The organism is Oenococcus sp. (genome assembly GCF_047725585.1).
Taxonomy (GTDB): domain Bacteria; phylum Bacillota; class Bacilli; order Lactobacillales; family Lactobacillaceae; genus Oenococcus; species Oenococcus kitaharae_A.
The window spans coordinates 44,061-68,864 of sequence record NZ_JBDNNF010000007.1 but is presented as its reverse complement, the minus strand read 5'-3'; the positions used below and the strand labels follow the sequence as shown (position 1 = coordinate 68,864).

General features: G+C 46.6%; 22 protein-coding genes and 1 riboswitch. All 22 genes read right to left on the bottom strand.

Features of this window, described 5'->3' with window-relative positions:
* Positions 1-83: 83 nt before the first annotated feature.
* Positions 84-1,232, bottom strand: coding sequence for an IMP dehydrogenase (guaB, locus tag ABF487_RS08355; RefSeq protein ID WP_415635004.1), 1,149 nt, complete (start codon positions 1,230-1,232; stop codon positions 84-86).
* A 66-nt stretch (positions 1,233-1,298) separates the two neighbouring features.
* A riboswitch (purine riboswitch) is annotated at positions 1,299-1,393 on the bottom strand.
* Positions 1,394-1,444: 51 nt separating this feature from the next.
* Entirely contained in the window at positions 1,445-2,725 is a 1,281-nt protein-coding gene (gene purD, locus ABF487_RS08350; protein ID WP_415635003.1) for a phosphoribosylamine--glycine ligase, read from the bottom strand.
* 23 nt (positions 2,726-2,748) lie between these two features.
* On the bottom strand, positions 2,749-4,278 hold the full coding sequence (gene purH / locus ABF487_RS08345) for a bifunctional phosphoribosylaminoimidazolecarboxamide formyltransferase/IMP cyclohydrolase (protein WP_415635002.1): 1,530 nt from the start codon (positions 4,276-4,278) through the stop codon (positions 2,749-2,751).
* Positions 4,275-4,865, bottom strand: coding sequence for a phosphoribosylglycinamide formyltransferase (gene purN / locus ABF487_RS08340; RefSeq protein WP_415635001.1), 591 nt, complete (start codon positions 4,863-4,865; stop codon positions 4,275-4,277). The genes purH and purN overlap by 4 nt, the downstream gene beginning before the upstream one ends.
* The gene (purM, locus tag ABF487_RS08335; RefSeq protein ID WP_415635000.1) at positions 4,862-5,914 is read right to left on the bottom strand and encodes a phosphoribosylformylglycinamidine cyclo-ligase; all 1,053 of its coding nucleotides are present in this window, start codon (positions 5,912-5,914) and stop codon (positions 4,862-4,864) included. The genes purN and purM overlap by 4 nt, the downstream gene beginning before the upstream one ends.
* A complete protein-coding gene (gene purF, locus ABF487_RS08330) occupies positions 5,907-7,439 on the bottom strand; it encodes an amidophosphoribosyltransferase (protein ID WP_415634999.1) in 1,533 nt (510 codons plus the stop codon). Before purF ends, purM begins: the two co-directional genes overlap by 8 nt.
* Positions 7,440-7,449: 10 nt before the next feature.
* Positions 7,450-9,672, bottom strand: a complete 2,223-nt coding sequence (gene purL / locus ABF487_RS08325; RefSeq protein WP_415634998.1) for a phosphoribosylformylglycinamidine synthase subunit PurL — start codon at positions 9,670-9,672, stop codon at positions 7,450-7,452.
* Positions 9,662-10,336 carry a phosphoribosylformylglycinamidine synthase subunit PurQ gene (gene purQ, locus ABF487_RS08320; RefSeq protein WP_263779005.1) on the bottom strand — a complete coding sequence of 225 codons (675 nt, stop codon included), beginning with the start codon at positions 10,334-10,336 and terminating at the stop codon, positions 9,662-9,664. Before purQ ends, purL begins: the two co-directional genes overlap by 11 nt.
* 1 nt (position 10,337) lies before the next feature.
* Positions 10,338-10,601, bottom strand: a complete 264-nt coding sequence (purS, locus tag ABF487_RS08315) for a phosphoribosylformylglycinamidine synthase subunit PurS (protein ID WP_263779006.1) — start codon at positions 10,599-10,601, stop codon at positions 10,338-10,340.
* Between the two features lie 2 nt (positions 10,602-10,603).
* Positions 10,604-11,329, bottom strand: a complete 726-nt coding sequence (gene purC / locus ABF487_RS08310) for a phosphoribosylaminoimidazolesuccinocarboxamide synthase (RefSeq protein ID WP_415634997.1) — start codon at positions 11,327-11,329, stop codon at positions 10,604-10,606.
* Positions 11,326-12,441: a 5-(carboxyamino)imidazole ribonucleotide synthase gene (purK, locus tag ABF487_RS08305; RefSeq protein WP_415635015.1), complete on the bottom strand. Its 1,116-nt coding sequence runs from the start codon at positions 12,439-12,441 to the stop codon at positions 11,326-11,328. The genes purC and purK overlap by 4 nt, the downstream gene beginning before the upstream one ends.
* Position 12,442: 1 nt before the next feature.
* Complete coding sequence (gene purE, locus ABF487_RS08300) at positions 12,443-12,937, bottom strand: 5-(carboxyamino)imidazole ribonucleotide mutase (protein ID WP_415625554.1); 495 nt, start codon at positions 12,935-12,937, stop codon at positions 12,443-12,445.
* A gap of 235 nt (positions 12,938-13,172) precedes the next feature.
* On the bottom strand, positions 13,173-15,938 hold the full coding sequence (ileS, locus tag ABF487_RS08295; protein ID WP_415634996.1) for an isoleucine--tRNA ligase: 2,766 nt from the start codon (positions 15,936-15,938) through the stop codon (positions 13,173-13,175).
* A gap of 245 nt (positions 15,939-16,183) precedes the next feature.
* Positions 16,184-16,957: an RNA-binding protein gene (locus tag ABF487_RS08290; protein WP_415625556.1), complete on the bottom strand. Its 774-nt coding sequence runs from the start codon at positions 16,955-16,957 to the stop codon at positions 16,184-16,186.
* A complete protein-coding gene (locus ABF487_RS08285; RefSeq protein WP_263779014.1) occupies positions 16,957-17,238 on the bottom strand; it encodes a YggT family protein in 282 nt (93 codons plus the stop codon). Before ABF487_RS08285 ends, ABF487_RS08290 begins: the two co-directional genes overlap by 1 nt.
* Positions 17,225-17,752: a cell division protein SepF gene (locus tag ABF487_RS08280; RefSeq protein WP_263779015.1), complete on the bottom strand. Its 528-nt coding sequence runs from the start codon at positions 17,750-17,752 to the stop codon at positions 17,225-17,227. Before ABF487_RS08280 ends, ABF487_RS08285 begins: the two co-directional genes overlap by 14 nt.
* Positions 17,753-17,771: 19 nt before the next feature.
* On the bottom strand, positions 17,772-19,157 hold the full coding sequence (gene ftsZ, locus ABF487_RS08275) for a cell division protein FtsZ (protein ID WP_263779016.1): 1,386 nt from the start codon (positions 19,155-19,157) through the stop codon (positions 17,772-17,774).
* A 9-nt stretch (positions 19,158-19,166) separates the two neighbouring features.
* On the bottom strand, positions 19,167-20,498 hold the full coding sequence (ftsA, locus tag ABF487_RS08270; protein ID WP_415634995.1) for a cell division protein FtsA: 1,332 nt from the start codon (positions 20,496-20,498) through the stop codon (positions 19,167-19,169).
* 104 nt (positions 20,499-20,602) lie between these two features.
* Positions 20,603-21,385, bottom strand: a complete 783-nt coding sequence (locus tag ABF487_RS08265; RefSeq protein WP_415635014.1) for a cell division protein FtsQ/DivIB — start codon at positions 21,383-21,385, stop codon at positions 20,603-20,605.
* 28 nt (positions 21,386-21,413) lie between these two features.
* Entirely contained in the window at positions 21,414-22,526 is a 1,113-nt protein-coding gene (gene murG / locus ABF487_RS08260; protein WP_415635013.1) for an undecaprenyldiphospho-muramoylpentapeptide beta-N-acetylglucosaminyltransferase, read from the bottom strand.
* Positions 22,527-22,528: 2 nt separating this feature from the next.
* Positions 22,529-23,845 (bottom strand): UDP-N-acetylmuramoyl-L-alanine--D-glutamate ligase, encoded by a 1,317-nt coding sequence (gene murD, locus ABF487_RS08255; RefSeq protein ID WP_415634994.1) that lies wholly within the window; start codon positions 23,843-23,845, stop codon positions 22,529-22,531.
* Positions 23,833-24,798 (bottom strand): phospho-N-acetylmuramoyl-pentapeptide-transferase, encoded by a 966-nt coding sequence (locus ABF487_RS08250; RefSeq protein ID WP_415634993.1) that lies wholly within the window; start codon positions 24,796-24,798, stop codon positions 23,833-23,835. The genes murD and ABF487_RS08250 overlap by 13 nt, the downstream gene beginning before the upstream one ends.
* Positions 24,799-24,804: the final 6 nt, after the last annotated feature.

The following is a 24,804-nucleotide window of genomic DNA, read 5'->3' as shown; positions in this document are numbered from 1 at the left end:
ATCTCCTAAAGTTCTAAATAATCAAAAAAACACGTCGTTGTTCTCGACGTGAATTACTATATGCGATTAGAACACGAACGTTATCAAATCCGGACGTAATTTGGGGCAGCTTTTGTAATATGGACATCGTGCGGGTGAGATTCGATCAAGCCAGCATTTGTAATCTGGACAAATTCAGCTTTTTCGATCAGATCTTTGATGTCGGCAGAACCTGTGTAACCCATGCCGGCACGGATGCCGCCAAGGTCTTCAAAGATCACGTCGTCGACAGTGCCTTTATAAGCAGTCACGGCTTCGATGCCTTCAGGAACCAGTTTGTTGACCTCTTTGACTTCGCCTTGGAAGTAACGGTCTTTAGAGCCATTCTGCATGGCAGCCATTGATCCCATGCCGCGGTAAGTCTTGTATTGTTTGCCGTCTTCGCCTGTGATCACTTCACCAGGCGCTTCTTTGGTGCCGGCCAACATGGATCCCAGCATGACGGCATTGCCACCGGCAGCGATGGCTTTGACGATATCGCCAGACCACTTCATACCGCCATCAGCAATGATTGTCTTGCCATAATCAGCCGCAGCTTGAGCAGCATCTGTGATAGCTGTAATTTGCGGAACACCAACACCGGCAACGACACGTGTCGTGCAGATCGAGCCAGGGCCGATACCGACTTTAGCAACATCAGCACCGGCATCGAATAAGGCTTTGGCGCCGGATTCAGTTGCGATGTTGCCGCCAATGATATTCAGAGTCGGATAAGCGCTGCGAATGTCACGGATTTTTCTTAAAACACCAGCCGAATGTCCGTGAGCTGAATCAACGACGATCGCGTTTACGCCAGCTGAGACTAAAGCAGTGACGCGATCTAAGGTATCGTTTGTCACACCAACACCAGCCGCAACGATCAGCTGGCCTTTTTCATCTGTGGCCGCATTGGGATACTTGGTCAGATCAACAGCTGTTGCCTTGACTTTGGCAACTTCGGCAGCTTGATCTGCAATCAGCATATTCTTGTGAATCACGCCCATGCCGCCATTTAGAGCCAGTTGCGCGGCCATGGCGTGTTCTGTAACCGTATCCATGGCTGCGCTTAGAATCGGAATATTCAAATGCAGGGTTGGCGTCAGGTCAGTACCCAGTTTGACTTGGTCAGGTGTCACGTCTGAAGCGGCCGGGATCAGAAGTACATCGTCAAAAGTCAATCCGAGTTTCTTATATTTGTTAGAAAAATCTGTCATATTATCCTCACGTTTATATACAAAAAGGCATTCGCAGAAAGCTTCAAGAAGTCCCTGCGGATGCCAAAAAGAACCACATCCACAGATAGTCCAGCATAGGTGCTGGGTAGAAACTGTCAGCCATTATCCGACGATATACCTGCTTGATTGTTATTTATCTTACCAAAGATCAGTAAAAAAGCAACAGCTAAATTGACCGAGGAGGTCAAATCTTAGTGCTGCCGGGAAAAATTCTTTTGGAATGCGGCCAATTGATAACCGATATCGTGACGATAAGCCAGTTTTAAATGTGCCTGATCTAAATATTTATAAATTTTTTCTTGTGCCGCCAGCATTGTCGCAGCGTGCACCACGATCGTCGCCACACGCCCGCCAGTCGATAGGAATTGCTGGCCGGACTTGCGAACAGCTGCATAATCAATCTCAAAACCATCTGGCAAGTCTGCTGGCAGTGGCGTTAGGAAGCCCGGCTGAACATCTTCGGGATAACCCGGAGCTGCGATATCAACGCCTAAATACACGTCTTGATCTTGCCAAGCTGCCTGAGTCGTTTTGCCAGCAAGCAGATCTGAGATCAATTCGTAAAAATCCGAGGTCAGCTGAGGCAGCACCACTTGTGTTTCCGGATCGCCAAAACGCACATTGAATTCGACGACTTTAACACCAGTTTGCGTCAACATCAAGCCGGAATACAAGACCCCGACAAAAGGCGTCTGATTAGCGGCCATGGCGCGGATTGTCGGCAGAATAATTTTGTCTGTTGTCTCTTGTAAGACTGAATCCGGCAGCTGCAGCATCGGGCTATAGGCACCCATGCCGCCAGTATTAGGCCCTTTGTCGGCGTCAAAACGGCGCTTATGATCCTGAGCCGCTGGCAAGTTAACGATTTGTCCATGACTGCCGACTAAGGTAAACATGGAAAACTCTATCCCAGACATGAAGTCTTCAATCAGTAGGTTTTCGCCGGGATTGATTTTGTAGATTTCAGCTAGTTTTTCGGAAGCTTCTGGGCGCGTTTTGATAATTGAGACGCCCTTGCCTGCCGCTAAACCGTCTAGCTTAAAGACAACTGGCAGCTGTTTGCCAGCCACGATTTTTTCAGCATCGACCAGTGAACTAACCGTATGATAAGCTGCCGTCGGTGCCTGGGCTAATTGCAGGATTTTTTTGGCGAATGTCTTGGATCCTTCTAATTGAGCAGCCGCTTTATTTGGCCCGAAAATGCGCAGGCCGGCTTGTTGAAAAGCATCAACGACGCCCAAAACCAGCGGCTCTTCACTGCCCACAAAAGTCAAGTCGATCTCTTCTTTTTTCGCCAGAGCGACCAAACCGGGTAAATCATCCACGGCCACGGACGCAGTCTGGATGCCAAGCTCTATCATCCCGTCATTGCCAGGTGCGACAATCACAGTGTCGACATGCTTACTTGCAAGAAATGTTTTGGCTAGGCTATGCTCGCGAGCACCTGTGCCAATGATTAATACTTTAGCCATGACTAATGAGCCCTCCTTTTGTGTTAGTGGCGGAAATGCCGGCGGTGTGAAAAGACGAGGACGACGCCCAGTTTGTTTGCCATGGCAATCGAATCTTTGTCTTTAATTGAGCCACCGGGTTCGACAATCGCAGTGATGCCCTTGGAAGCTGCAAAAGAGACAGAGTCGTCCATTGGGAAAAAGGCATCAGAAGCTAGCACAGCATTTGCAGAATCCGGCTTCGTCTCGGCATGTGCAATGGCAATTTTCACAGAATCAATGCGGTTAGGCTGACCGGCACCGATACCCAAAGTCTGGCCGTCAGTCGCGACGAGAATGGCGTTGGATTTGACATGTTTGACAGCTTTTTGGGCAAAAATCAAAGCTGAAATCTGCTCGGCGGTCGGTTGTTTTTCCGAAACGACCTCTAGGTCAGCATCTTCTTCGACGACATCATCCATTTCCTGAGCCACAGCACCGCCCAAGACAGAAGTCACTTCGATTTCTTTAGGCAGCTTATCGGCGATTGGCAGAGACAGCAAACGCAGATTCTTCTTTTTGGCCAGCATGTCAAAAGCTTCGGGCGTGAAACTTGGCGCAATAATGATTTCCAGGAAAATCGCGTGCATTTTTGTCGCAGTGGCCAGATCGATTTCGCGGTTAGCCACGACGATCCCGCCGAAAATCGAGATATCATCAGCCGCAAAAGCCTTGTCCCAGGCCGTTTCAATTGTATCCGCCTGGCCGATACCAGCCGGATTCATATGTTTGAGTGTCACGACAGTCGGCTTCCGATTGAATTCCAGAATCGTTCTCAAGGCAGCGTCGGCATCTTTGATATTGTTGTAGCTGAGTTTTTTACCGTGCAGGATTTTAGCCTGCAGAATCGAATATGGCGTCGGAATTGAATTGGCATAAACGGCCGCTTTTTGATGTGGATTTTCGCCGTAACGCAGATCGAAATCTTTTTCGTAGGTCAAAGTGAGTTTTTCCGGGAAGGCTGTCTTTGACAAATAGGACGCGATCAAAGCATCGTAAGCTGCCGTGTGACGAAAAGCCTTGGCTTGCAATGTCCGGCGCAGGTCGTCAGTGATCTCGTCTGCTGAGATGGCCGTTAAAACAGCGGCATAATCCGCCGGGTCAACGAGTACCAGGACATCTTTGGCGTTTTTGGCCGCCGAACGAATCATCGAAGGCCCGCCGATATCAATGTTTTCAATCGCCTGATCGTAAGTCGCGTTGGGATTGCTGGCGGTCTCTTTAAAAGGATATAAGTTGACAGCCACAAGGTCGATTGGCGTGATGTCCAGCTCTTTTAAAGTTGCCATATGATCAGCGTTTTCCCGTTTGGCCAACAAAGCCGCATGGACAGCCGGATGCAAAGTCTTGACACGGCCATCGAGAATTTCCGGAAAATGCGTGATCTCCGTGATTGATTTGGCCGCAATACCCGCTTCCTGCAGCGTTTTTAAAGTGCCGCCCGTGGAAATCAGCTCGTAATCGTTTTCAACCAGTCCCTTGGCAAAATCGACGAGGCCTGTCTTATCTGAAACACTCAACAATGCTCTTTTCATGCGGTAAATACTCCCTTTTTAATCAATTTTTTTAAAGTCTGCGGATAAAGCCGGTGCTCGACTTCGTGAATATGTGTTTCTACCTCGGCTAAAGTCTCACCATCTGCGATCGGAACGGCAGTCTGAGCAATTATTTTTCCTGAATCAACACCGCTATCGACGAAATGAATCGTCACGCCGGTCACTTTCACGCCGTAATCAAAGGCGTCGGCAATGCCCTGGCGGCCCGGAAAACTCGGCAGCAGTGCTGGATGGATGTTGATAATTCTATTTGGAAACGCGGCTAGCAAATCCGGCCCGATGATGCGCATAAAACCGGCCAGCAAAATACCTTGGACCTGATCTTTATTGAGAATCGCCAGAATCGCCTTTTCGGCTGCAGATTTGTCTGCGTAAGCTGAATATTTGATCACGCTGACCGGCACGTCGTGTTTGGCGGCGCGGTCAATGACGGGAACGTGCGCGTGGTCAACAATCAGACGGACAATTTGAGCTTGCGGCAATTCTTGCTCGATAAATGCTGCGAGTGCTGAAAAATTTGTGCCCTTTCCCGAAGCAAAAACAGCTAAGCGAATCGGCGCCGTCATGACTCCTGGCTCCAATCCGGCTGCCCGACAAATGTCAGGGCTTGATCGGACGCGGCCCTCTTTATTAGATGCCCGATTGGATAGACTTGCTCGCCGGCAGCTTTTAGGCTTTCTGAAGCGGCCGCCGCCTGATCAGGCGCAACTGTAACAACCAAGCCGATACCAAGGTTAAAAGTCCGCAGCATCTCTGTGTCTGATAATTGGCCGGCAGTCTGCAGGCGTTTGAAAATAGCTGGGATCGGCCAAGTCCCCCAGTGAATTTCAGCAGTAACATTGTTATTTAACATCCGCGGCAGGTTTTCCAGCATGCCGCCGCCCGTGATGTGAGCAGCCGCATGAATACGGTGTGCCTGCATTAACGGTAAGAGCGCTTTGACATAAATGCGCGTCGGCTTTAATAATTCTGTCTGCAAATTAGGATCCAGCTGTGCCCAGCTCAGGTCAGGATTTTTCATGAGCAGTTGGCGGACCAGCGAAAAACCATTCGAGTGTAATCCGTTTGATGCTAGGCCAAGCAACACATCCCCTTTGGCTGACCGACTGCCGTCCAAAATCGCTGTCTTGTCGACAACGCCAACGGCAAATCCTGCCAGATCGTACTCATTTTTGGGATACATATCAGCTAATTCGGCCATCTCGCCACCGATTAAAGCCATGCCAGCTTGGCGGGCACCATCAGCGATTCCGGCCACGATCTTGGCAACTTTGTCGGATTCAACGTGATCAATGGCTAAATAATCAAGCATAAACAAAGGCTTGGCGCCTTGGACGAGAATGTCGTTTGCCACCATCGCGACTAAATCCTGGCCGATGCTGCCATGCTGATCAGCAGCTTGGGCCAACAATAATTTGGAACCGACGCCGTCTGTACCAGAGACGAGGACGGGATTTTTGTACCCTGCCGGCAGCTGGAAAAAAGAACCAAAAGACCCGATGCCATCCAGTACGCCATCTGTATAAGTAGATTTGACTGAATCCGAAATTTTTGCGACTGCGTCTTCGCCGGCTTTGATATCAACACCGGATTTGGCGTAAGCGTCCTCACTCATAGACAGCTCCTTCTTGTTTGGAAATAATCATGTTGCTGGTTAAGACAGATTCAGCAGCCGGCTCTGGATCAAAGACCACCAGGCCAGCATCAGCTTTTGCCTGCAGAGACGGTGCGTAATCATAAATCGGTGACGGATAATGGCCGTCGAAATAGGCTGTCGTTAAACCCTTTCCCGGATAAGGCGTCTTGAGATTAATCGAATCAACCAAGCCTTCGACAGATAAAAAGGCCAGCGAATCAGCGTGAATCATCTCAGTCATTTCTGCCAGCGTGTGATTGGCAGCCAGCAATTCGTCGGTCGTCTGCATATCAACGCCGTAAAAAGACGGGTATTTAAAAGCTGGTGAGGCAATCCGGACATGCACTTCGCGTGCGCCGGCGTCTTTGAGCATCTGAATAATGTACATGGAGGTCGTGCCGCGAACGATCGAATCGTCAATCAGCACAATTGACTTGTCTGCTACGACTTCTTTAACTGGTGACAACTTCATGCGGACAGCCCGTTCACGCCGATCCTGGTTAGGCTGAATAAAAGTCCGCGCGATGTATTGATTTTTCACGAGGCCCATTTCGTTTGGCAGGCCGGCTTCTTCTGCGTATCCTTGAGCAGCCGACAGTGATGAATTTGGCACGCCGACAACCATATCAGCATTTGGGACTGGCTGTTCGATCGCCAGTCTGCGTCCCATGTGTTTGCGCGCCATGTGGACATTAACCCCGTAAATCGTCGAATCCGGCCGCGCGAAATAGATATATTCCATCACATCGATATTCAGCGAAACATGCTGCGTATAATGGTCGATTTGCAGGCCTTGATCGTTGATCGTCAATAATTCGCCGGGCTGAATATCGAATAAAAATTCCGCCCCGGTCATCGTCAAAGCGGCTGTTTCAGAAGCCACGACATACTGGCCGCCAGGCAGACGCCCGACACAAAATGGCCGAAAACCATGCGGATCCAAAGCGGCGTACATACCATCCGGCGTTAACAGCAGAAAGGCAAAACCGCCGCGCAGCTTTAATAACGATTCGGCAATTTTTTCTTTCATCGTGCTTTTGTGCGAACGGCGGATCAGATGCAGCAGAATTTCCGAATCAGAAGAAGACTGGAAAATCGATCCGGAATCCTCCAGTTGTTTGCGAAGAGTCAGCGCATTTGTGATATTGCCGTTGTGAGCTAAAGCAATCTGATAGTCATTAAAGTGCACCAGATAAGGCTGAATGTTTTCAATCCCATGCGTGCCAGCCGTGGCATAACGCACGTGGCCAATCGCCGAAGTGCCTTTTAAGCTTTCGATTTTCTCTGGGTCACGGAAAACATCCGACAATAGCCCCAGTCCCCGCCGCTGCCACAAATGGCCGTGATCATTTGAAACAATCCCAGCACCTTCCTGACCGCGATGCTGCAAGGCGTGCATACCGTAAAAAGTTGTCTGCGCCGCATCCGGCAATCCCCAGACACCAAAGAGGCCGCATTCTTCATTCAATCCTTGCACATCAGTTGCTGCTTGCAATTTCGTCATGATTTCTCCATTAGCTCATCAACTCAGCCAGTGCATTCTGCCAGCGATCGGCGGCTTGCTGCTTGCTGATTGAAAAACTGCCTTCAGCATCTTTAATTTCTAGTGTTGTGCCATCGGTGACTTTACCGATCAGCTCAGCCTGTTTACCGGCTAATTGTTCAAAGGCCTGCTGCTTGTCAGCTGTCACGGAGACGATAAAACGACCATTGGTCTCTGAGAACAAAGCTGCATGTGTGCCCTGAAAAGCCACTTGGAAACTGAAATCCGTATTGAAAACAGATTCGGACAAAGCCACAGCCAAACCGCCTTCAGACAAATCATGTGCCGAAGCCAGCAGGCCAGTTGCAATCGCCTTAGTAACAAACTGTTGGTTAGCTAATTCAGCCGTCTCGTCAAAAGTGAAAAGTTTTCCGGAAATCTTACCCGTTAACAGTTTTTGGATTTCCGTACCGTTAAAGTCGTCTTGTGTTTGGCCGATTAAATAAATCAAATCACCGGCCCGCTTGAAAGGTACCGAAGTAATCTGGCGGTTGTCTTCAATCAAGCCAACCATGCCGACCATCGGCGTCGGGTAAATCGCTTGATGATCTGTCTCGTTATATAGGGAAACATTGCCGGAAATCACTGGCGTATTTAGTTTTTTAGCCATCTGATTCAGACCGGCGATTGACTCTTTTAACTCATAAAAAATTTCTGGATCATCGGGATTGCCGAAATTCAAGCAATCCGTAATCCCGATCGGAATCGCACCGCTGGCAACGATATTTCTAGCTGCCTCGGCCATGGCCATGCGGCTGCCCTCATATCGGTCCAGATAGACATAACGGCTATTGACGTCAGTCGTCATCGCTAGCGCTTTTTTTGTCCCGCGAATACGCAAGACCGCGGCATCTGATCCGGGACGTAAGACTGTGTCGCTTCTAACCATGGAATCAAAATGACGATAAAAGGCTTTTTTTGAAGCAATTGTCGGGGATGCCAGCATTTTCAAAAACATTTCAGCCGGATCTTTCATAACTGGCTGGAATTGTGTTTGCTCAGCCTCGGCGATATGAGCCGGTAATTGACTAGGCAGTTCGCTGGAAGGCGCTTTTGTCAGCAGATTAATGTCGACATCAGCGACCGTTTCCCCTTGAAAGGTCAAACGATAACGGCCATCATCTGTGACTTTGCCAATCACGACCGCGTCTAATCCGAAATCTTTATAGAGATCGATCACGCGCTGTTCCTGCCCTTTAGCGGCGATTAGCAGCATGCGTTCCTGCGATTCGGACAGCATCAATTCATAAGGAATCATGCCGGTCTCACGAACTGGTACGCGATCCAGATTCAGCTCAATCCCTGAGTGGCCTTTTTCGCCCATTTCCGATGAGGAAGACAAAATCCCGGCCGCACCCATATCCTGAATGCCCAAGACAATATCCGGCAGGTCTTTAACAGCTTTGATTGTGGCATCCATGACCAGTTTTTCCATAAAGGGATCACCAACTTGGACGGCTGAACGCTGAGCAGCTTTTTCAGACGAGAATTCAGCTGAAGCAAAACTGGCACCGTTTATCCCGTCACGTCCTGTCTTGGCGCCAACATAAATTACCGAATTGCCGGCACCGCGAGCCTGACCGACTTTGATAATACTGTGATTCATCAAGCCGACAGCCATTACATTGCACAACAGATTGCCGCGATATGAATCATCAAAATAGACATCGCCACCAACTGTGGGAATACCGATTGAATTTCCATAACCAGCAATCCCTGCAATCACGCCGTCAATTAAAGAACGTGTCTTGTCATCGGTGACTTCTGGAAAACGCAAGGAATCCAAAACTGCGATCGGCTGAGCCCCCATGGCAAAAATGTCTCTTAAAATACCACCAACTCCGGTAGCCGCACCCTGATAAGGTTCAACTTGAGATGGATGATTATGACTTTCGGCTTTGAAAACAACTGCCTGACCATCACCGATATCCAAAATACCGGCGTTTTCGCCAGGTCCTTGCAGGACGCGCTCATTTTTTGACCAAAAGCTGCGCAGTAATGGCTTAGATTTTTTATAAGAAGCGTGTTCGGACCACATGGCTGAAAATAAGCCCGTTTCCGTGTAATTAGGCAAACGGCCCAGACGCGTTTTAATAATGTCGTATTCGCGCTCAGTCAGCCCCCAATCAGCGTAAATTTTTTCGGTTTGAATCTGGACAGCCGTTTTTGGTTCAGGATTTACTTTAGTCAGCATGGGTTAAAAGATCCTTTCTTTGCAGAATTGATTGGAAGAAAGCGCGCCCGTCCGTGTTGCCCAAAAGCGGATCGACAGCGCGTTCAGGATGGGGCATCATGCCAAACACATTTCCCGCCTGATTGACAATTCCGGCGATATCATCCAAGGAGCCATTAGGATTATCTTCATAAGTGAAAATAATCTGCTGATGTGCTTTTAATGATGCCAGTGTCTGTGCGTCAGCGTAATAATTGCCGGCACCGTGAGCAATCGGCAATGTGATTTGCAACTTGTCATAAGCCGATGAGAAGATACTGTCGGGGTTAGCAACATTTAATGTGATTTCATCGCAGATAAAGCCCGGTTTGGCATTTTCCCTTAAGGCACCGGGCAGCAAGCCAGCTTCCGTCAGAATTTGAAAACCGTTGCAAATGCCGACAACCAGCCGACCATCTTTCGCCGCTTTGGCAACGCCTTTCATGGCTGGCGCAAAACGCGCGATCGCGCCTGTGCGCAGATAATCACCATAAGAAAAGCCGCCCGGCAGAAAAATTGCTGAAAAGCCATCTAGATTTTCCTGGTTGGCATCAACAATTTCAGCATCAAGTCGAAAATCCTTCAGCGCATAATACATATCCAGTACGCAATTGGAACCAGGAAAATTAATCACCGCCGCGCGCATGTTAATCCACCGCCTCAGCCAGTTCGCTCAAATCGTAAGTAAAGCTCTCCATATTGATATTGATCAGCAGTTCGTCAGAAAATGTCTCGACTTCCTTAGCAGCTGCTGCTTTATCAGCAGTATCCAGCTTGATTTCAAAATATTTCCCGCAAGTAACAGCCTGTACATTCGTATAATTCAGACGATGCAGGGCTGACTTAACAACCTCACCTTGCGGATCCAGAATCGATTTTTTATAAGTGACGTAAATTTTAGCTAAGTACATAGTTAGTTTTCCTTTATGCTCAATTTATTGTTCAAACGGGTTAACACAGTTTGATAACCGACTCTCAAATCGCCGGTCTTTTTCCGAAAAACATCTTTATCCAAAGACTGCTGGCTCTCCTGATCAAGCAGCCTCATGTTATCCGGTGACAACTCATCAGCTAAAATCAACCGCCCATCATCTGTAAAACCAAATTCCAATTTGAAATCGACTAAGGTCACTCCGATTGAAGCAAACAATTCTGTTAACAGCTGATTGACTGTTTCAGCTTTTTCTTTTAAGGCCGCGATCGTCTTGCCATCAGCAATTTTCAAGGCCAAGATCTGCTCGTCATTGATAAAAGGATCATCTAAAGCGTCAGACTTGAAATAAAATTCATGAACGGCCGGTTTCAGTGGTAAATGTTCAGCTTGGCCGAATCGAGAAGCAAAGTGGCCGGCTGTCAGATTCCGTGTGACAACTTCCAATGGCACAATCGTGACTTTTCTGACCAGTGCATCGCCGTTATCCAGTTCCTTTATAAAATGGTTTTCAATGCCCTTGACCGTCAGATAATCAAAGAGCAGAGCCGAAATATGCGAAGCCAGCTGCCCTTTGCCAGGAATTTGTTCTTTGACCTTGCCGTTTAAGGCCGTCGCCTGATCTTTGTAACGGACGTGGATCACCCGCGGATCGTCTGTCTGCAGCATGTCTTTGGCTTTTCCTGAATACAATAATTTTTCTGTCATGGTCTCCACCCTTTTAATTCTTTGATTGCGTCGCTGCCGACGACTGTAATGTGCCCCATCTTTCTGCCGGGCCGGACTTCTGCCTTGCCATAATCGTGAAAATGCCACTCAGGATGTTCCAGCAAATCCTGGCGCGCAGCTAGCAGATCATCACCCAATAGATTTCGCATCGCGGCCGGTGCTTGTAAAATTGGATCGGCAATCGGCAATCCGCAGATTGAACGGATATGTCCTTCGAATTGGGAAACATTGCAGGCCTCAATCGTCAGATGCCCCGAATTGTGCGGCCGCGGTGCCAATTCATTAATAATCACGCGATCATCGGCTGTAAAAAACATCTCAACACCCAAGACACCATATAAATGCAATTCCCGTGCCAAATGCGTGACCTTATCACGAATTGATTGACGGACTTCCGGCTTGATATCGGCCGGCGCAATCGAGAAATGCAGGATGTGATGCTGGTGCAGGTTCTCTGTGACCGGCCATAATTTGACTTGATCTTGGCCGTCACGCGTGACCATGATCGAAATCTCTTTGACAAAGTCAACCCGTTTTTCTAGAATCGCGGTCAGCTTGTCCGGCCAGTTTTCTATCAATTGATCAACATCCTGCTGAGAATTCATATCCCATTGGCCGTGTCCGTCATAGCCGCCAGAAATCGTTTTTAAAATTCCAGGAAAACCAATTTCTTTGACCGCTTTTCTCAATTCTGCTGGCGAAGCGACCGCTGCAAACGCCGTTGTCGGCAAACCATGATCGCGCAGGAAATTTTTTTCATTCAAACGGTTTGAAGTAATGTCTAACAAAGCCACGCCTTGTGGAACAGCCGTACTAGTCGCTTTTGCAACCGCTGTGAGTGCTTTTTGATCGACATTTTCAAATTCATAGGTTAGCAGATCAGACTTTTCGGCCAGCTTAGTCAAGGCTTGTCGATCATCATAGGCAGCCGTAATTTGAAAGTCGGATACTTGAGCTGCCGGTGCATCGGGCGTTGGATCCAACACACCAACGTGATAGCCCATGGCTTTAGCAGACAAAGCCATCATCTGTCCTAATTGTCCGCCACCGATAATGCCGATCGTAGCTGGCGGAAAAAAAATAGACCTCATCTCAGTCATTGAGCTGCATCTCGCTTTCAATGGCCTTTTCAGTCTGTTTTTTCCTAAATAAATTTAATTGATCTAAAACTTCTGAATCAGAAAGACTCAGAATGGATGCAGCTAGATAAGCGGCATTTTTTGCACCGGCCGTGCCGATCGCCGTGGTCGCTACCGGAACGCCTGCCGGCATCTGCACAATCGATAATAATGAATCCAAACCATTTAATGCATGAGACTGCATGGGTACACCGATAACGGGTACAGTCGTGTTAGCCGCAAGCATGCCGGGTAAATGTGCAGCCCCGCCAGCACCAGCGATGATAATCTGAATGCCCCGATCTCTCGCGGATTTGGCAAAGGCACTCAGCTGATCCGGCATACGATGAGCGGAAATAACATGCTTCTCAAAGGGCACATGCAAGTTTTTCAAAACTGAGACAGCTTGCTTCATTGTGTCCCAATCTGAAACCGATCCCATTACTAGCGCAACCTTCGTATCTGACATCTTTCCTCCGAAATACTTGTTTAGTGTACCCCAAAAAAACTGAAAAATCCAGCCTATCTATTTCCGAACGTTCGTGTTTTGCTATATTTACGTAAATTTTGATTAAGAATTCTTATTATTTTTAATGTTTCCCGAATATTAAGCATATCGACAAGAATCCCTAGATAAGGGCATTCTTTCCAAAAAATGGCAAACAAAAAAAGAGCCTGAGCTCTTTTTAAAACAAATAATTAATTTAATCCTCCAAGTCTGCTGCAGTCAAAGTCGGGAAATCGTGCTCGACAATTTCAGCGTTTTTCTTAGAAAACATCGGGAACTTCTGGTCTGCCCCAATATCATCATGGAAAAGCCGGTCTCGAGGATCAACTGCTCCGCTAGCATGCGCCACTTGGACAGATGTCTCGCTGCCTTGGCTTTGTGTCAATTGGCTGACCATCAGCAATTTACGCAGATCCAAGCCGAGCTTTGCAAAAGTATCAGCCTGTTCTTGAGTCAAAACAACTGTCAAAGCTGCTTCGGCACTTTTTCCGATCAAGGATTTTTCACGGGCATTTTCCAATTCCTTATTCACCTGGTCGCGGAAATCAAAGAATGTCTGCCAATCAGCCAGCAAACTATCAGCTTCAGCAATCGGCTGGAATTCCGGCGCCTCAGACAAATAAGAATAGGCTTCCGGTTCTTGGAGATTTTCCCAAATTTCTTCGGCTGTATGCGGCAAAAACGGCGTCAGAAGTTTCGTCAGCGTCACAGCAGTCTCGTAGAAAACAGTTTGCATAGAACGACGCTCGGCCGAATCTGCTTCATCGATATAGACAATGTCTTTGGCCACGTCCAGATAGAAGGCCGACAAATCCGTGGAAACAAAATTAATCAACTGTTTGAACAAATCATAGAAGTCATAACGCTGCATCTTTTCGTGCCAGTCTTTGACAAATTGATTCAATTTGACCGTCATCCACTTGTCAACGGCTGCCCGTTTTTCAAATGGTACGCGGTCTTTTTTAGCATCAAAGTCTTCTGTATTGGCCAATAGGAAACGCATTGTATTGCGAATCTTACGGTAAGATTCAGAAACCTGTTTCAAAATACCGCGCGAGACATGTACATCTTCACTGGAATCAATGCTCATGACCCAGAGACGGATGATTTCAATCCCCATTTGATCAGCAATTTCGTTTGGCGAAATGATATTCCCCAAGGACTTGGACATTTTCTGCCCTTTATCATCGAAGACAAAGCCCTGAGCAATCACAGACTTATAAGGCGCAATGCCATTAACAGCCACAGACGTGATGATGTTGGAATTAAACCAGCCGCGGAATTGGTCGGCACCTTCCAAATAGACATCAGCTGGGTAATCGAGATTGTCTCTTTGCTGCATGACGCCGGCCCAGCTTGATCCAGAATCGAACCAGACATCCATGATATCTTCTTCTTTTGTGAATTCACCATGAGGGCTGTGCGGATTTGTATAGTCATCCGGCAGCAATTCTTTAGCCGTGTGTTCAAACCAGTAAGTCGATCCGTGTTTAGCAAACAAATCGGCCACATGATCAATCAATTTTTCATCAACGATTGGTGTCTTGTCTTCAGCATAGAAAATCGGCAATGGCACACCCCAGACACGCTGCCGGGAAATAACCCAGTCGCCGCGGTCTTTGATCATATTGTACAGACGGACTTTGCCCCAATCCGGATAGAAAGTCACATTGCCGATCTGATCAAGAATTTGTTTTCTAAATGGCTCAATGGAAACAAACCACTGCGGCACAGCGCGCCAGATAATCGGCTTTTTTGTCCGCCAGTCAAATGGATATGAGTGAACAATTTTTTCCGTTGCCAGCCACAAACCGGCTGCTTTTAATTTATCAATCACAATCGGTGTCACATCATCATAGAATTTGCCTTGAAAATCAGGTCCGGCTGAAGCCATCAAATACCCTTTTTCATCGACAGTCATGGCTACTTCGATGCCGTATTTCATGCCGACATTGTAGTCGTCTTCACCAAAGCCAGGCGCCGTATGAACAAGACCAGTTCCAGCATCCAAAGTGACATGATTCGCGTTCATAACAAGTTCGGTCACATCTGGATCCCAAGGATGTTCGACCGTGATTTTATCCAAATCGATGCCTTTATAAGTGGCAAGAACTTTGCAATCCTGCCAGCCGAAACGCTTAGCATTTTCTTCTAGCAAGGCTTTGGCAACGACAAACTTGCGATCATCATTAGCCGCTTTGACCAGCACATAATCAAAATCAGGTCCTAAGGTAATCCCGCGAGAGGCCGTAATCGTAAAAGGCGTCGTCGTCCAGACAACCAGATAAGTATCGTGATCTAAAATCCCTTTACCATCTTTGACACGGTTGGCATAAAAAAGCGACGTTGATTCCAAATCATGATATTCGATTTCAGCTTCAGCCAAAGCAGATTCCGAACTCCAAGACCAATAAACCGGTTTCAAACCACGGTAGATATAGCCTTTGCCAGCCATGGCACCAAAAACACGAATCTGAGCCGCCTCAAATTCCGGTTGCAGTGTCAGATACGGATGATCCCAGTCGCCCAAAACACCTAAGCGCTTGAAATCTTTGCGCTGCATGTCGACTTGTTTGAGCGCATAATCATGTGCCAAACGGCGCCAATCAGCTTTTGCCATCGCTTTACGGTCATGGCCGGCCTTAGTCAGCTGCTGCTCGATCGGCAAACCATGTGTATCCCAGCCCGGTACGTAAGGGGCATAATAGCCAGTCATATTTTTATAACGGACAATGATATCCTTGGAGATCTTGTTCATCGCATGGCCGATATGAATGTTTCCGTTGGCATATGGCGGACCGTCATGCAGGTTGAAATGCGGCTTGTTTTTATTCAATGCCAAACGCTGTTCGTAAAGTTTGTCATCAGCCCATTGTTTTTCGCGGACAGGTTCAGTCTTTGGCAGACTGCCGCGCATCGGAAAATCCGTATGGCCTAAATGTAATGTATCTTTGATCTTCATAGTCTCTTTTCACCCTTTTCCAGATAATAAAAAACGTCTCGAAATATCGGGACGTTTTCACGTGGTACCACCCAACTTCACACGCTGACAATCACAGCATGCCTCAGTATCTCAATTACTCCAACCGGCTGATCTGAAAAAATTCATTGACGGCCGGCTTCCATCAACCCGGCTTGCTTGGCGTCTAAACTTTAACTTTCTGTTCCAGTGATATAAAGCCATTATACAAAACTGTCAGCAAATTTCTAGTTTTTTCCGACAATTCCAATCTTCAATCTAATTTTGTTGCGATTCGTGGTCCCACGAGTCTCGATCAGGCGGATTCGCCCAAATGAGTGTGTTGAAATCACATCGCCCAATTTAGCCAAATAACTCGGGTTATCATTCTCAAACCAATTGACCATGACTTGACCGCTCTCGATCAAATCTTTGGCGTGTGCCCGAGAAAAGTTGTAAATCTGGCTGATCAGCAAATCGATTCGCTGAGATGCCACGATCACCTCTTTTTCTTTTTCATCAGATTCAGGTGTCAGCAAATCAGAAGCTTCAACTTCATGAAAAGCAATTTTTTTCGACCCGGCTCTTTTCACATTGTCAGTCACAAATTGTGCCAGCTGGGAATCAATCAAAATCTGCCAGCGATCACTCTCGTGGATCACGTCACCGATACGATCATAGGCAATTCCCTGATGCAGCAAAGAACCAAGGATCGTAGAATGATGCAGGTGAATATACTTGGCTGCATAATCCAATTGGAGTACTGCAATCTGAAAGTCAGGTTCTCCAGTACCAGCCGAGATAAGGGCACGCTTATTCTCAGCCTGCGGATAACCACCAGAAAAAACAATCGACAAGTCAGCCTGTTTGGCCAAGCCGGCCAGCAGCAGCTGTTCTCGCGGATTCAAAAAGACAGTTAAAAAACTGTCTTTGAATGCAGCACGCACCCAGCCAAGTGCCTTTTTAATAAATGGCCTTTCTGGCTCAGGATATGCGTCTAAATTAATCTCAAAATTTGTCATTAAAACAATTGTACAAAAATTGCGAGCAAAGCACGATCAGCAAACTGTAAAACCAGTAATGCGATCAAAGGTGAAAAATCGATTCCGACAATTGGCGGAATCAGGCGTTGAAAAATACCGATAAAAGGCTGTGTCAAACGATTCAGCCAGTAAGCCAGTCTCGAGGCTCGTAAATTCGGCAGCCAAGTGATCACGGCAGACAAGACAATCATCCAAGAATAGATATCCACAGCCCAATGAATGAGGACGTACAAATAATAGATAAAGTTAGAAACGGGCATTTTGCCCCATCGCATCTGCTGCCGATCCAGAACCAGACACTGCATAATTATTAGGAGCGATCAACCAAATGTCATCAGAAATTTTTTCGATGGAGCCTTCAACTGCATAAATCGCGCCGGCAACAAAATCCACAATCTTTGAAGACTGGGTGCTGTCAATCGCAGAAAAATTAACAATCACCGCCTCATGAAGCAGTAATTGATTCACGATCGTTTTGGCATCAGAAAATACTTTTGGAACAAAGAGCGCAATATGACTATCAATTTTAGCTGAATTATTATTATTCTGCGTTGAAGAGCCAACAGCAGACATACGAGGCTGCTGCCGATATTCGTTACTATATCCGTAGTTACCCCTGCCTTGATAATTAGCTGAGTTTTGTGCGGTTGCAGTTTGTGCTTGAGGATTGGGATTACGCTGCGCCTGAGCGGGCTGCTGTTCGTAATTCGCGTCTTCGTATTCCTCTTCGTCGTCATCTGCGCCGCCGAAAAAACTTTTAAATGAAAATGCCATATCTGCTCCTAATTAAATATTAATGACGCTTGAAAAATGAGGGCCTCGATGAGGAGTCATCATCATCCGAAGGATCGTTGGATTGATTAAACGCTGAACTCTGATTATTTGGACGATTAAATTGCGAATTATTGTTCTGCGGGTTCTGATTTTGATCGCGCCGAACTGTATTCAGCTGCCAATCTTCGAATAATTTACCTGAATTATTCTTTGGCTCTGCGGATTTAGGTGCCGCCGAAGCAGCGCTAGAATTCGGAACAACTTTGTTGTTACCGCTAATCGGATCGACAGTCACATTTGGAATATCATCGAAAACGGAAGATTTCTTACCCTGATCAGCTTCGGAATCCTGTGCCTCGCTATTCATCGTGAAAACGTCATTGGAAGACGAACCAGCTGGCTGGCTTGGTCCTTGATTAATGTGTGTGGCCACAACTGTGACACGAACCTCATCTTCAAGCTTGTCATCGACCGAAGTTCCAAAGACAATATTGACATCTTGTCCTGCAGCTTGTGTCACAACATCAGCCGCTGTCTGAGCTTCGTACAGAGACATATCAGCCGAACCGGTAACACTCAAAATAACGTCTGAAGCGCCCTTTAAGTCAACTTCGAGCAATGGTGAGGCAATAGCAGCTTTTGTCGCTTCTGCGGCACGATTTTCGCCCGTAGCAGAACCGATACCCATGAGAGCCATACCACCGTTTGTCATGATGGTCTTAACATCGGCAAAATCCAAGTTGATGATACCCGGCTTGGTAATCAAGTCGGAAATTCCGCGGACACCCTGCAGCAAAGTATTATCAGCCGCTCTGAAGGAATCAGCCAACGATGCCTTGCGATCCATGATTTCTAAAAGACGATTGTTGGAGACAACCACCAAGGTATCAACGTTTTCCTTCAATTTTGCAATACCTTCAGCAGCAAACCGGGCACGCTTCGGCCCTTCAAAATTAAAGGGACGAGTCACAACACCAACAGTCAGCGCACCAACCTCACGTGCAATGCGCGCGATCACAGGAGCAGCACCGTTACCGGTACCACCGCCCATGCCGGCAGTAACAAAAACTAAGTCAGCTCCTTGCAGCACTTCTTGAATTGATTGTTGTGACTCCTCACCAGCTTTTTCACCGACTTCCGGTGTCGAACCAGCTCCGAGGCCGCGCGTCAATTTTGGTCCTAATTGAAGCTTGTTTGGCGCTTTTGAAGCGCTCAAAGCCTGCATATCAGTATTTGCGACAATAAACTGAACGCCTTCGATCCCTTCTTCGATCATACGATCGATTGCATTGGAACCGCCGCCGCCAACACCGATAACCTTAATGTTTGCACCATAACCGGACTGAGCTGCTGGTGCAACCAAGTCGTTATTATTATTTTCTGTTGCTTTTCTTTTACCTACCATCTTTACCTCTTATTCGAACATCCGCGAATAATATTCTTTTATTTTATCAAGAAAACCCGGTTTTTTTTCATCTGACCCGGTTCTATTACGCTTTCTTGCCTTTTGCTGCTCACCTTCAGGGCTTGCCTGTGTGAAATCCGAACTCGGAGGGACCAGTGCCAAATTTAGTGTACGCTTTGCCAGCCAGTCTGTCACAGATTGATTTGCAACATAGTTAGCAACGGACAAAGAATTGACGAATGATGGATGCCTGAGTCCAATTTCCTGTGGAACAAACACATGCACTTGTTTATTGAAACGTTTATTAAACAGTTCGTCAATGCCAGCCAAAGCTGCGCCGCCGCCAGTCAAAACCATGCTTCTAGGTACCGGTAAGGACTGCAGCTGATTCAGATGGGCATATAGCTCAGACGAAATTTCTTCTAGGCGTGCACCAATAATTTGCGAGAGATAGGAAACCGTAACTTCCTGCACCTGCCCGCTGCCAGCACGATTGAGCTCGATCTTACGCCCGCTTTCCAACCTCAGGGGGTCAGCATACCCAAAATCACGTTTAATCTGTTCAGCCTGATCAAAACTAATCGAAATATGATTTTCCTCAGCCAAGACGGTCCGAATATCAGAAGTGACGTAGGCACCACCCTGCTGAATATTTGCGATGAACTGTAAACGATGATTTTTAACAATGGAAGCCGTTGTCTGAAAGGCACCTAAATCAATAATGATGCTGCCTTCGCTCTGTTCATTCTCAGAGAGTATCAATTCACTTTCCGAGATTGGCGAAAGAATTAATTCAGAGACAATCAAACCCGCTTGGCGGACGGCTGTTTTCAAATTTTCAACAATCGTCTTGGGCCCGATAAAAGCCTGAGCGTTCACTTCGAGAACCACGCCAACCATATCCAGCGGATTGGGAACCTGGCCGAAGCCATCAATCACAAACTCCTCTGGTATCAAATCGACAACTTCCTGGTTAGCTGGCAGCTGAGCCGTCGAAACTGCTTGTCGAAAGGCATTGACAACATCATCCTCAGTAATGCGTTTATCATTTCTGGCAACATTCACCGAGCCGTGCAGATGCCGCATCGAAATTTGAATTGCCGGTAAGGATAGGCTCACCTCGGTAATCGAGAAATTCGCTTTGCTTTCTGCCTGGGCAATCGCGTCGGCAATCGACCGGCTGGCTGCGGCTATATCTACTACCATACCATGCTTAACACCCTGGCTGACTGTCTCGCCGACAGCAACAATACCATAGTGCTGATTAGGCGTGCGTTTGATAATCACACATTTAATTTTATCCGAGCCGACATCTAGGCCGACAATCACATCATTATTCATATCCAACAAACACAAATTTAACAGTGATTACCATGATAATAAAGGTCTTTAAAACCATCTTAATTTTCAAACATTTGTTCGCTGTTTTCTGACCGGTAATCCAGTCACTTGTTATTTTGCATTGAATCAGTCAAATGTTTATCGCTTTCCTGAAATTTTCTTGCAAAAGAACCATATTGCAAATCGATCACCCCTTTTCCAATGCCTTGTGCTTTCATCGCCGCTGCCATTTGCGGATACAGTGCCATCTTGGCCGCCATCGAAGCAGGCTGTACATAAACGAGATTGCCATCGTTCATAATTAGTGCCAGTCTTGTCTGGGCACTTTTAACCGGCGAAAATACGATTTGCCCAATAGATAGACGAATCACTTTATCCGTAGACAAGTAGGCTTTGACGGCCTGTCTCAGAATAGGCGACTTCTGTGAAAAGTTTGTATAAACAGGTGTTCTGCCATCGGGCTGAGCAATTTTGCGACCCAGGTTTCCCCGCTGGTCCAAACGATACCAGCTTTGTCCATTCTGGACGAAACCAGCCGTTAAGATTTCTTGAACATGCAGACTCGCGACGCCGTTTTTAGACAAAGTCATACTGACAGATTTAATCATCGGATCGTGTTTAACCGGATAGTTGACGGTTTGCCCTTGGCCAGCCCAGCGCCAATAAGGATCACCAGTGTGAATACCAACGCGGTCCAAAATCTGTTTATAATCCATCTGGTCGGTATAAACTTTCACTTCGGTAATTTTTTGCAAAGGCCGCAAAAATAGCAGCATTTGAACAAGCAAAACAACAAATATCAAGGCAGAAAAAAATAATCCAATCTTATTCAGTATTGGATTTTTAAAATGCGGCAGATTAGGCGAGCCCTTTTGGAAATTGATCATTGTCCGTTTATGGACTTGATTGTGTGTTTTAGCGGCTCTGCTTGTCATTAATCACTTCAAGCAGCAGATCGTAAAGCCGGTCTGCGGCGTCCGGGTGACCAAGGCTTTTGGCTTTAGCCGCCATTTGCTCCAGTTTTTTTGAATCAGACAGCAGCTCTGTCATATCGTGATAAAGCTTTGCGGAAGTTAATTCTGATTCGACAATGACTTGTGCCGCACCAGCCTCTTCTAATTGGCGGGCATTTTTTTCCTGATGATTAGCAGTCACATTCGGTGACGGGATCAGAATCGATGGAATGCCTAGTGCTGTAATTTCAGCTAAGGTTGTTGCACCGGAACGGCTGACCAGCAAATCTATTTTTGGCAGTACTTCATCCATATTATCTAGATAAGGCAGCACTGCCAGATTGCTGCTATGAACGTCAAGATTAAGCAATTTTTCGCTAACAGAGGCAAAGTATTTTTTACCAGTAACGAAAATTGCCTGCATCTGTGTTTGTTTGGCAAAACGCTGTGCAAAATCAACAACAGCCCGATTTAAAGCCAAGGCACCACCGGAACCGCCAAAAATCAAAACTGTTGGCAGTTTCTCTTTAAATGAGATATCTTTCAGACTGAAAGTGCTCTTTTTTTCAGCCACCTGCTGACCGCGCGGATTGCCAGTCATGACGACCTTATCTTTCGGAAACTGACTGGCCGCGTTAGGAAAACTGATCGCAATTTTGTCAGCTCCTCGGCTAAGAAATTTATTTGTCATGCCGGCAATGGAATTCTGTTCATTAATCACTGTTGGGATATGCATGCGTTGAGCCGCATATAGGACAGCACCCGAAACATAACCACCAGTACCTAATACGATATCCGGTTTGAAATCAGCAATAATCTTTTTAGCCTCTTTAACAGCTTTTAAAAACAACCTGATTGTCTTGAAGTTCGTCAAAGAAAGTGAACGCGAAAAGCCCTGCACATGAAGCTGCTTAAATGACAGGCCCGTTTTCGGGACAATGCCGCCCTCTAAGCCGCGAAATGAGCCGACGTAAAGTACTTTGGCATCAGGATCTTTTTTTCGCAGCGTCTCTACTAAGGCCAAAGCCGGATAGATGTGTCCCCCGGTGCCGCCGCCTGAAACAATTAATCTCATACTCATGACCAGCCCTCCTCGGCCTGAATTAGTTTCTTAAACTCACGCCCTCGTATCTCAAAATTAGCAAATTGGTCCCAACTTGCAGCCGCCGGGCTGAACAAAATGACCTGACCAGGCTGGCTGATTTCTTTAGCCTTCGCAACAGCATCTGTTAAATTGTCAACGACAACAATCCGAGCAATGCCGGCCAGTTTCCCTGCTTCCTGCAGCTTGCCCTTGGTCTGGCCGTAAACAATCAGACTGACAACTTTTTTCAGATTCGGAACTAATCTGGTCAGATCATCGCCACGATCCAAGCCGCCGGCAATTAAGGTAATATCTTGTTTGAAACTGCCTAAGGCTTTTTGAGTGGCCTCAATATCAGTTGCCTTAGAATCGTTGTAAACAATGCGGTCGTGGATGGTGCCGACATGTTCCAAACGATGTTCCAGGCCGCTAAAACTTCTGAGAACGGCTTTAATCGCCTGATTGGATACGCCGAAAAGCTTGGCAGCTGTGATTGCAGCGAGAATATTCTCCAAGTTATGTTCGCCTACCAAGACGACTTCATCTAGATCAATAATCTTTTCATCCTCAAAATAGATGACATCATTATTGACGTAACTGGTCACATGCGTATTGCTTGGCGAGAAATAATAAGCCTGTGCATGGCTGCGTTTGGCGAAATCTTTTTCATCTGCCGAGGCATCATTTAAGACAAGGTAATCGTCAGCAGTCTGATTTTGTGTGATTGCGAATTTAGCCTTGAGATAATTAGCACGTGTGCCATGAAAATCGATGTGCGAAGCAAACAAATTGGTAATCACAGCAATTCTTGGTTCGATATTTTGCGCCCCTTCAAGCTGAAAACTGGATAATTCCAGCATTAGCACTTTAGGATAAGGTTTTGTTAACAATAATTCGCTGACAGGCACACCGATGTTCCCGCCAATTTTGACATCCACTTGATCAGCCTGAAGCATCTTGCCAATCAAAGTCGTGGTCGTCGTTTTACCATTAGAACCCGTCACCGCGATTACTTCACCATGATATTGGCTCAAAGCAACCTGCACTTCGGTCATGACAGGAATGTTTAAGGCTAATGCTTTTTGGATAATCGGTTTATCGTATCTGATCCCAGGATTTTTTACGAGATAGGCAAAACTATCATCGATATCGGTGACAAAATTAGTATCATCCGGCAAGTCCTGTGGTTTTTCATCTGTTGTTAAAAATACCTGAGCACCCAACTCTTTTAAAAATTGATAAGCAGCCCTTCCTGAACGTGCCCAGCCATAGACAAGCACTTTTTTATTTTCAAAACTCATCTGATCCATACATATACTCCAATCACGGTAATTATAAACTGAATCAGCCAATAGAGACTGTCAATGCGCCACTCCGGCCAGCCAATCTTTTGAAATGCATGCTGCAGCGGCGTTACCGGAAAGACACGAACGTGGAAGAAATGATAGACAGGAACCTGAATCATGACGGACAAAGTATGTATCAGCGGGATTAAGCCAAACCACAACAGGCTCCAAGGATTTCCTAAAATAATCACATTAACAGCCATTGCGGCGCCTAGTGCCATACTGCCGCAATCTCCCATAAAAATCGATGCCTTGGGCTTATTGAAAATCAAATAGGCCAATAGAGATCCGATCAAAGAGACATCAAACAAGAACAGTACCGTTGAGCCATTCCGCCAGGAAATCAAAGCAAAGCCCGCAAACATAATGATGGCAACACCTGCCAGCAAGCCATCGATACCATCAACGAAATTAGCGGCGTTGCTCCAGCCGACAAACCAGACTAAATAAAAAATAAATTCAAAAAGCAGGTAAATCGGCAGCTGTTTGAGAAATGCGAAAGTCAGCTGATCAGATAAGCCGGAAAAGAGAAGGACAAGCGTTGTTAACAATCCGGAAAAAATCTGAGATAGCAGTTTCGGAAGAAAACGGAAACCATCGTCACGGTGGTAGAAGGCCTTCAGCCAATCGTCAATAAAACCAATCACGCCATAGGAAAATACCGAGACTAAAATCAGCAGGTAAACTGTGGTCACCTCGTGAAAAATCATGAGCAGCAGCAGAGATGATAACAGAGACGATAAGATAAAGGCCAAGCCGCCCATCGATGGTGTCCCGTTTTTTGCAGAAGTATCTACGCCAAAACCATGTTTGCCACTTCTTTCGACGCCAACCTCGCCTCTTGCTTTCAAGTATTTTGTCAGAATTGGAATTGCCAACAAAACAATCAAGAAATTAATAATTAATGCTAGAAACATTTGAAA

Bases quoted from the DNA above. Each gene is read 5' to 3' on its own strand.
- guaB (WP_415635004.1), bottom strand. From the start codon at position 1,232: ATGACAGATTTTTCTAACAAATATAAGAAACTCGGATTGACTTTTGAC.
- purD (WP_415635003.1), bottom strand. From the start codon at position 2,725: ATGGCTAAAGTATTAATCATTGGCACAGGTGCTCGCGAGCATAGCCTA.
- purH (WP_415635002.1), bottom strand. From the start codon at position 4,278: ATGAAAAGAGCATTGTTGAGTGTTTCAGATAAGACAGGCCTCGTCGAT.
- purN (WP_415635001.1), bottom strand. From the start codon at position 4,865: ATGACGGCGCCGATTCGCTTAGCTGTTTTTGCTTCGGGAAAGGGCACA.
- purM (WP_415635000.1), bottom strand. From the start codon at position 5,914: ATGAGTGAGGACGCTTACGCCAAATCCGGTGTTGATATCAAAGCCGGC.
- purF (WP_415634999.1), bottom strand. From the start codon at position 7,439: ATGACGAAATTGCAAGCAGCAACTGATGTGCAAGGATTGAATGAAGAA.
- purL (WP_415634998.1), bottom strand. From the start codon at position 9,672: ATGCTGACTAAAGTAAATCCTGAACCAAAAACGGCTGTCCAGATTCAA.
- purQ (WP_263779005.1), bottom strand. From the start codon at position 10,336: ATGCGCGCGGCGGTGATTAATTTTCCTGGTTCCAATTGCGTACTGGAT.
- purS (WP_263779006.1), bottom strand. From the start codon at position 10,601: ATGTACTTAGCTAAAATTTACGTCACTTATAAAAAATCGATTCTGGAT.
- purC (WP_415634997.1), bottom strand. From the start codon at position 11,329: ATGACAGAAAAATTATTGTATTCAGGAAAAGCCAAAGACATGCTGCAG.
- purK (WP_415635015.1), bottom strand. From the start codon at position 12,441: ATGAGGTCTATTTTTTTTCCGCCAGCTACGATCGGCATTATCGGTGGC.
- purE (WP_415625554.1), bottom strand. From the start codon at position 12,937: ATGTCAGATACGAAGGTTGCGCTAGTAATGGGATCGGTTTCAGATTGG.
- ileS (WP_415634996.1), bottom strand. From the start codon at position 15,938: ATGAAGATCAAAGATACATTACATTTAGGCCATACGGATTTTCCGATG.
- ABF487_RS08290 (WP_415625556.1), bottom strand. From the start codon at position 16,957: ATGACAAATTTTGAGATTAATTTAGACGCATATCCTGAGCCAGAAAGG.
- ABF487_RS08285 (WP_263779014.1), bottom strand. From the start codon at position 17,238: ATGCCCGTTTCTAACTTTATCTATTATTTGTACGTCCTCATTCATTGG.
- ABF487_RS08280 (WP_263779015.1), bottom strand. From the start codon at position 17,752: ATGGCATTTTCATTTAAAAGTTTTTTCGGCGGCGCAGATGACGACGAA.
- ftsZ (WP_263779016.1), bottom strand. From the start codon at position 19,157: ATGGTAGGTAAAAGAAAAGCAACAGAAAATAATAATAACGACTTGGTT.
- ftsA (WP_415634995.1), bottom strand. From the start codon at position 20,498: ATGAATAATGATGTGATTGTCGGCCTAGATGTCGGCTCGGATAAAATT.
- ABF487_RS08265 (WP_415635014.1), bottom strand. From the start codon at position 21,385: ATGATCAATTTCCAAAAGGGCTCGCCTAATCTGCCGCATTTTAAAAAT.
- murG (WP_415635013.1), bottom strand. From the start codon at position 22,526: ATGAGATTAATTGTTTCAGGCGGCGGCACCGGGGGACACATCTATCCG.
- murD (WP_415634994.1), bottom strand. From the start codon at position 23,845: ATGGATCAGATGAGTTTTGAAAATAAAAAAGTGCTTGTCTATGGCTGG.
- ABF487_RS08250 (WP_415634993.1), bottom strand. From the start codon at position 24,798: ATGTTTCTAGCATTAATTATTAATTTCTTGATTGTTTTGTTGGCAATT.